Genomic DNA, 6,309 nt, shown 5'->3' with positions numbered 1-6,309 from the left:
CTGACGGGATTTGAACCCGCGGCCTCCACCTTGACAGGGTGGCGAGCACTCCAAACTGCTCCACAGGACCAGGTTTCGCGGCGCTTGCTTTCGTGTTGCGCTGCGAGAAGGACTGTACAGCAGTGCAGGCCCGCCGGTCGAACTCACTTATCGCGACGGGATCGTCACAGCTCGGGCCGCCTACGGGGCCGCCGCGTCCACCGCCTTCACGATGCGTTTGTCGGAGATCGGGTACGCGGTGCCGAGGGCGTGCGCGAAGTAGCTGACGCGGAGTTCCTCGATCATCCAGCGGATCTCCAGGACCTCCTGCGGCACGGGCCGTCCCTGCGGCAGCTGCTCGAGCAGCCAGGCGTACTCGTCCTGCATCTCGTGCACCTTCTCCATGCGCGAGGTGTCCCGCTGCACGGACGTGGGCATCTGCTGCAGCCGGCGGTCGGCCGCCACGAGATAGCGCATCACGTCGGGAAGCCGGCGCAGCCCGACCGCCGTGACGAAGCCCGGCTTCACGAGGGCGTCCAACTGCTTCCGTACGTCCTGGAGGTTGGGCAGCAGGGCCGCGCTCTTCGTGGACTTCAGGCGGCGCTCGCAGGCCTGCCAGGCGGCGAGGACCTGCTGTACCTGGCCGACCGTGTGCACGGTGGCGTCCACGATGTCGGCCCGCACCTTCTCGTACAGCTTCCGGTAGGACTCCTCGTCCCAGGCCGGGCCGCCGAAGTCGGCGATCAGCTTGTCCGCGGCGGCCGTCACGCAGTCGTCGACGAGCGCCTGGATCGAGCCGTGCGGGCTGGCGGAGAGCGTGAGCTTCTGCTGGTTCGTCAGCTTGCCCGAGGCGAACTTCGAGACGTTCACCGGGATGTTGAGGAGGATCAGGCGGCGGGTGCCCTTCCACATGGCCGCCCGCTGTTCGGCCTCGGTGTCGAAGAGCCGCACGTCCACGGCGGAGCCCGCGTCGACCAGGGCGGGATACGCCTTCACCGGCTGGCCCGCCCGCCGGGTCTCGAAGACCTTCGTGAGCGTGCCGATCGTCCAGTCCGTCAGACCGGTCCGCTCGATCGCCTCGCCGCCGGAGCGCTCGGCCGTCGCGGCGGCCGCCTTGGAGATGGCCTGCCGCGCCTTCGGCTTGAGCCGGAGACGCAGCGCCTCAAGGTCCTTGGCCTCGGCGAGCTTCTTGCGGCGCTCGTCGACGATCCGGAACGTGATCTTCAAGTGGTCCGGTACGCGGGTGAGATCGAAGTCCTCGGCCGTGACCGGGACGCCGACCATCCCCTTCAGCTCACGGGCCAGCGTGACCGGCAGCGGCTCCTGGAGCGGGGTCGCCCGCTCCAGGAAAGCCTTCGCGTAGTTCGGCGCCGGTACGTAATGGCGGCGGATCGGCTTGGGGAGCGACCTGATCAGCTCGGTGACCACGTCCTCCCGCAGACCCGGGATCTGCCAGTCGAAGCCCTCGTCGGTGACCTGGTTGAGGACCTGGAGCGGGATGTGGACGGTCACGCCGTCCGCGTCCGCGCCCGGCTCGAACTGGTACGTCACCCGGAACTTCAGCTGCCCCTGCCGCCAGGAGTCCGGATAGTCGTCCTTGGTGACCGCCTCCGCGGACTCGCGGATCAGCATCGAGCGCTCGAAGTCGAGCAGCTCGGGCTCCTCGCGCTTCGTCTGCTTCCACCAGGAGTCGAAGTGCGCGCCGGAGACGACGTGGTCGGGCACGCGCTCGTCGTAGAAGTCGAAGAGGGTGTCGTCGTCGACCATGATGTCGCGGCGGCGGGCCCGGTGCTCCAGCTCCTCGACCTCGGTGAGCAGCCGGCGGTTGTCGGCGAAGAACTTGTGGTGCGTACGCCAGTCGCCCTCGACCAGGGCATTGCGGATGAACAGCTCGCGGCTGACCTCGGGGTCGATCCGCCCGTAGTTCACCTTGCGCTCGGTGATGATCGGGACGCCGTACAGCGTCACCTTCTCGTACGCCATCACCGCGGCCTGGTCCTTCTCCCAGTGCGGCTCGGAGTACGTGCGCTTGATCAGATGCCCGGCGAGCGGCTCGATCCACTCGGGCTCGATCTTCGCGTTGACCCGGGCCCACAGGCGCGAGGTCTCCACCAGCTCGGCGGACATCACGAAGCGAGGGGGCTTCTTGAAGAGCGCGGAGCCCGGGAAGATCGCGAACTTGGCCGAGCGGGCGCCCAGATAGTCGTTCTTCGCGCCGTCCTTGATGTCCTTCATCCCGATGTGGGAGAGCAGGCCGGCAAGGAGCGAGAGGTGGACCTGCTGGTCGCCGGCGTCGTCCTCGTTGAGATGGATGCCCATCTGCTTGGCGACGGTGCGCAGCTGTGTGTAGATGTCCTGCCACTCGCGGATGCGCAGGAAGTTCAGGTACTCCTGCTTGCACATCCGGCGGAACGAGCTGGAGCCGCGCTCCTTCTGCTGCTCGCGGACGTACCGCCACAGATTCAGATACGCGAGGAAGTCGGACGTCTCGTCCTTGAACCGCGCGTGCTGCTGGTCCGCCTGCGTCTGCTTCTCGGCCGGGCGCTCGCGCGGGTCCTGGATGGACAGGGCGGCCGCGATCACCATGACCTCGCGTACGCACCCGTTCTTGTCGGCCTCCACGACCATGCGGGCAAGGCGCGGGTCCACCGGCAGCTGGGCGAGCTTGCGGCCCATCGGCGTCAGACGCTTGCGGACATCCTTCTGCGTGGGGTCCAACGCGTGCAGTTCCTGCAGGAGTTGGACGCCGTCGCGGATGTTGCGGTGGTCCGGCGGGTCGATGAACGGGAACTTCTCGATGTCGCCGAGGCCGGCCGCGGTCATCTGCAGGATGACGGAGGCCAGGTTCGTCCGGAGGATCTCGGCGTCCGTGAACTCCGGGCGGGACTCGAAGTCCTCCTCCGAGTACAGGCGGATGCAGATGCCGTCGGACGTACGGCCGCAGCGGCCCTTGCGCTGATTCGCGCTGGCCTGCGAGACCGCCTCGATGGGCAGGCGCTGGACCTTGGTGCGATGGCTGTAGCGCGAGATGCGGGCAGTGCCCGGGTCGATCACGTACTTGATGCCGGGGACGGTGAGGGAGGTCTCCGCGACGTTCGTGGCGAGAACGATCCTGCGGCCGGTGTGCGGCTGGAAGACGCGATGCTGCTCGGCGTGCGACAGGCGCGCGTAGAGAGGGAGCACTTCCGTGAACTTGTACTTCTTCTTCTCCAGCGCGTCCGCCGTATCGCGGATCTCGCGCTCCCCGGAGAGGAAGACGAGGATGTCGCCCTTGCCCTCGCCCTGCAGCTCCTCGACAGCGTCGCAGATCGCGGTGATCTGGTCGCGGTCGGAGTCCTCGGAGTCTTCCTCCAGGAGCGGGCGGTAGCGGACCTCGACCGGATACGTACGGCCGGAGACCTCGACGATCGGGGCGTCGCCGAAGTGGCGGGAGAACCGCTCGGGGTCGATGGTCGCCGAGGTGATGACGACCTTCAGGTCCGGGCGCTTGGGCAGCAGCTGGGCGAGATAGCCGAGCAGGAAGTCGATGTTGAGGGACCGCTCGTGGGCCTCGTCGATGATGATCGTGTCGTACGCGCGCAGCTCGCGGTCCGTCTGGATCTCGGCGAGCAGGATGCCGTCCGTCATCAGCTTCACGTACGTGGAGTTGCTGACCTGGTCCGTGAAGCGGACCTTCCAGCCGACGACCTCGCCGAGCGGGGTGTTCAGCTCCTCGGCCACGCGCTCGGCGACCGTACGGGCGGCGATGCGCCTCGGCTGCGTATGGCCGATCATGCCGCGGGCGCCGCGGCCGAGCTCCATGCAGATCTTCGGGATCTGCGTCGTCTTTCCGGAGCCGGTCTCGCCCGCGACGATCACCACCTGGTGATCGCGGATCGCGTCGGCGATCTCGTCCTTCTTCTGGCTGACCGGCAGCTGCCCGGGATACGTGATCGCCGGCAGCGCGGCCCGCCGCTCCCGTATGCGGGCAGCCGACTTCTCGGCCTCGCCGGCGATCTCGTCGAGCACCGCCTGACGCGCCTCGGGCTTGCGGATACGGCGGGCCCCCTCGAGCCGGCGGCCGAGGCGGTGGGCGTCGCGGAGCGAACTCTCGCCGAGGAGGGCTGCGAGATCGTCGAAGGAAGTAGACATACGGACTCCAGGATCTCACCCGGGCCTCGGCGGTGGCGAACGCATTTCTGTCCCGTGTGCCCCGGTAGGGCACTATGGTCCGCATGTCCTTCGCCGCCGCAAGTCGCCGCTCGTCGGCGGCCCCGCTGCTGCTGAGCCTGCTGCTCGCGGTGGTGGGCGTGCTGTGCGCGGCCGGTCAAAGCGCCGCGTCCTCGGGCGGTGCCGCCTCGGTGGCCCACGCGGAGGTCGTGGCCGTCGACCAGGACGGCGGGGTCGGCTGCGGCAAGGGCCGGCGGGGCGAACAGGGTTCGCAGCCGTCGGCGCCCTCACGCGGCGGCTCGGCGGCCGAGCTGGTGCCCGCGCCCCTGCCTGCGGTGGACGGCGTCTGCGCCCTCGACGGTGCCTTCCTCTCCGTGACTCCCGAGCGCCGTACGCCGCCAGGTGATCCACCCACTCCCGTAACCCTCTCCGTGCTGCGCGTGTAGCAGCGCCCCGCCGCCCACGGCCACTGCGTGCCGCGTCCGCACCGGCCTGGCGGCGTCCTCGCTGCACACCCTTCTTTCGACTTCTCTTTCCTTACGGGAGAACGCATGTCCAAGACCACCACGACCGCCCCTGCCCAGCGCGCTTCGAAGCGGCGGGGCCCGGCCATCGGCGCCGGTGTGGTCGCCGCCGCCCTGCTCTTCGGCTGGTTCTCGTACACGGCGACCAAGCCGGAAGCTGCGGCCGGCTCTGCCGGTTCGGACGCGGTGGCCGACGTATCCGCGCCCGATTCGGCTCCCGAGCAGAACGACACGTACACACAACTGGCGAAGCTCGCGCGGCGCGACGCGAAGGACCCGCTCGCGCAGGGGCGTGCCGACGCACCCGTCGTGATGATCGAGTACGCGGACTTCAAGTGCGGCTTCTGCGGCAAGTTCGCGCGGGACACCGAGCCGGACCTGGTGAAGAAGTACGTGGACGCGGGGAAGCTGCGGATCGAGTGGCGCAACTTCCCGATCTTCGGCAAGGAGTCGGAAGCGGCGGCGCGGGGCGCCTGGGCGGCCGGGCAGCAGGGCCGCTTCTGGGAGTTCCACGCGGCGGCGTACGAGGAGGGCGCGAAGGAGAAGGGGTTCGGCGAGGACCGCCTGAAGGCCCTGGCCGAGCAGGCGGGCGTCGCGGACGTGGACCGTTTCGTACGGGATGCGGCGGGCAAGGAAGCCCGCGAGGCCGTGGCCCGGGACCAGCAGGAGGCCTACGGTCTGGGGGCGGCCTCGACGCCGTCCTTCCTCGTCAACGGCCGCCCGATCGCGGGCGCGCAGCCCGCCGGGACCTTCACACAGGCGATCGACGAGGCGCTCACCGCTGCCGCCCGGGACCCCAAGTGACAGCGGACATCGGCTACTTGGCGGCCTTCCTCGGCGGCCTCCTGGCGCTCCTGAGCCCCTGCAGCGCGCTGCTCCTGCCCGCCTTCTTCGCGTACACGATCGACAGCACCGGCCGGCTCCTCGCCCGCACGGGCATCTTCTACCTGGGCCTGGCGACCACCCTGGTGCCGCTGGGCGCGGCGGGCTCGTACGCGGGCCGCTTCTTCTACGGCAACCGCGATCTGCTCGTGCAGCTCGGCGGCTGGCTGATCATCGCGCTCGGCGTGCTGCAGATCCTCGGCCTCGGCTTCGCCTCGCGCCGCATGGCGGAGCTGTCCGGCCGGATCCGGCCCACCTCCGCGCTCTCCGTGTACGCGCTCGGCGCGGTCTACGGACTCGCGGGTTTCTGCGCGGGCCCGATCCTGGGCAGCGTACTCACGGTGGCGGCCCTTGGCGGCAATCCGGCGTACGGCGGTGCGCTGCTCGCCGTGTACGCCCTGGGCATGGCGGCCCCGCTCTTCGTCCTGGCCCTGCTGTGGGACCGCTTCTCGCTCGGCCGGCGGCGCTGGCTGCGCGGCCGTGAACTCCGCCTCGGGCGCCTCTCGTTGCACACCACCTCGCTGGCCTCGGGCCTCTTCTTCATCCTCCTCGGCACCCTGTTCCTCGCCTTCGACGGCACGACAGCCCTGCCCGGACTCCTCTCCGTGGACTCCTCGTTCACGGTCGAACAGTGGGCACGCCGTGTGGGCGACGCGGTGCCGGACGGGGCTGTGCTGACAGGGGTGGTGGCCGCGGTCGGGGCCTTCTTGGGCGTACGGGAGTGGCCCCGCCGGCTCCGTACGGCCGAGCCGGCCCCCATGCGGGGGTCGTGACG

The 6,309-nt window shown here is 69.7% G+C and carries 4 protein-coding genes; 3 read left to right on the top strand and 1 reads right to left on the bottom strand.

The annotated features are described in order from the left end of the window. Window positions 1-180: 180 nt before the first annotated feature. Window positions 181-4,110, bottom strand: a complete 3,930-nt coding sequence (gene hrpA / locus JAO81_RS32205) for an ATP-dependent RNA helicase HrpA (RefSeq protein ID WP_199551502.1) — start codon at window positions 4,108-4,110, stop codon at window positions 181-183. 83 nt (window positions 4,111-4,193) lie between these two features. On the opposite strand from hrpA, the gene JAO81_RS32200 reads away from it, so the two are divergent. The 3 genes from JAO81_RS32200 to JAO81_RS32190 all read left to right on the top strand — a co-directional run bounded on the left by JAO81_RS32200 (window position 4,194) and on the right by JAO81_RS32190 (window position 6,307). Continuing rightward, complete coding sequence (locus tag JAO81_RS32200) at window positions 4,194-4,574, top strand: hypothetical protein (protein ID WP_199551501.1); 381 nt, start codon at window positions 4,194-4,196, stop codon at window positions 4,572-4,574. A gap of 105 nt (window positions 4,575-4,679) precedes the next feature. Beyond that, window positions 4,680-5,456, top strand: a complete 777-nt coding sequence (locus JAO81_RS32195) for a DsbA family protein (protein ID WP_199551500.1) — start codon at window positions 4,680-4,682, stop codon at window positions 5,454-5,456. Continuing rightward, complete coding sequence (locus JAO81_RS32190) at window positions 5,453-6,307, top strand: cytochrome c biogenesis CcdA family protein (RefSeq protein WP_199551499.1); 855 nt, start codon at window positions 5,453-5,455, stop codon at window positions 6,305-6,307. The genes JAO81_RS32195 and JAO81_RS32190 overlap by 4 nt, the downstream gene beginning before the upstream one ends. The last annotated feature ends 2 nt before the right edge of the window (window positions 6,308-6,309 follow it).

Source organism: Streptomyces sp. N35 (assembly GCF_016464295.1).
Classification (GTDB): domain Bacteria; phylum Actinomycetota; class Actinomycetes; order Streptomycetales; family Streptomycetaceae; genus Streptomyces.
The sequence above is the reverse complement of the archived record's forward strand: the minus strand, read 5'-3'. Positions and strand labels throughout refer to the sequence as shown.

What these genes read in the sequence shown, in the direction of transcription:
- hrpA (WP_199551502.1), bottom strand. Translation starts at nt 4,110, where the DNA reads ATGTCTACTTCCTTCGACGATCTCGCAGCCCTCCTCGGCGAGAGTTCG.
- JAO81_RS32200 (WP_199551501.1), top strand. Translation starts at nt 4,194, where the DNA reads ATGTCCTTCGCCGCCGCAAGTCGCCGCTCGTCGGCGGCCCCGCTGCTG.
- JAO81_RS32195 (WP_199551500.1), top strand. Translation starts at nt 4,680, where the DNA reads ATGTCCAAGACCACCACGACCGCCCCTGCCCAGCGCGCTTCGAAGCGG.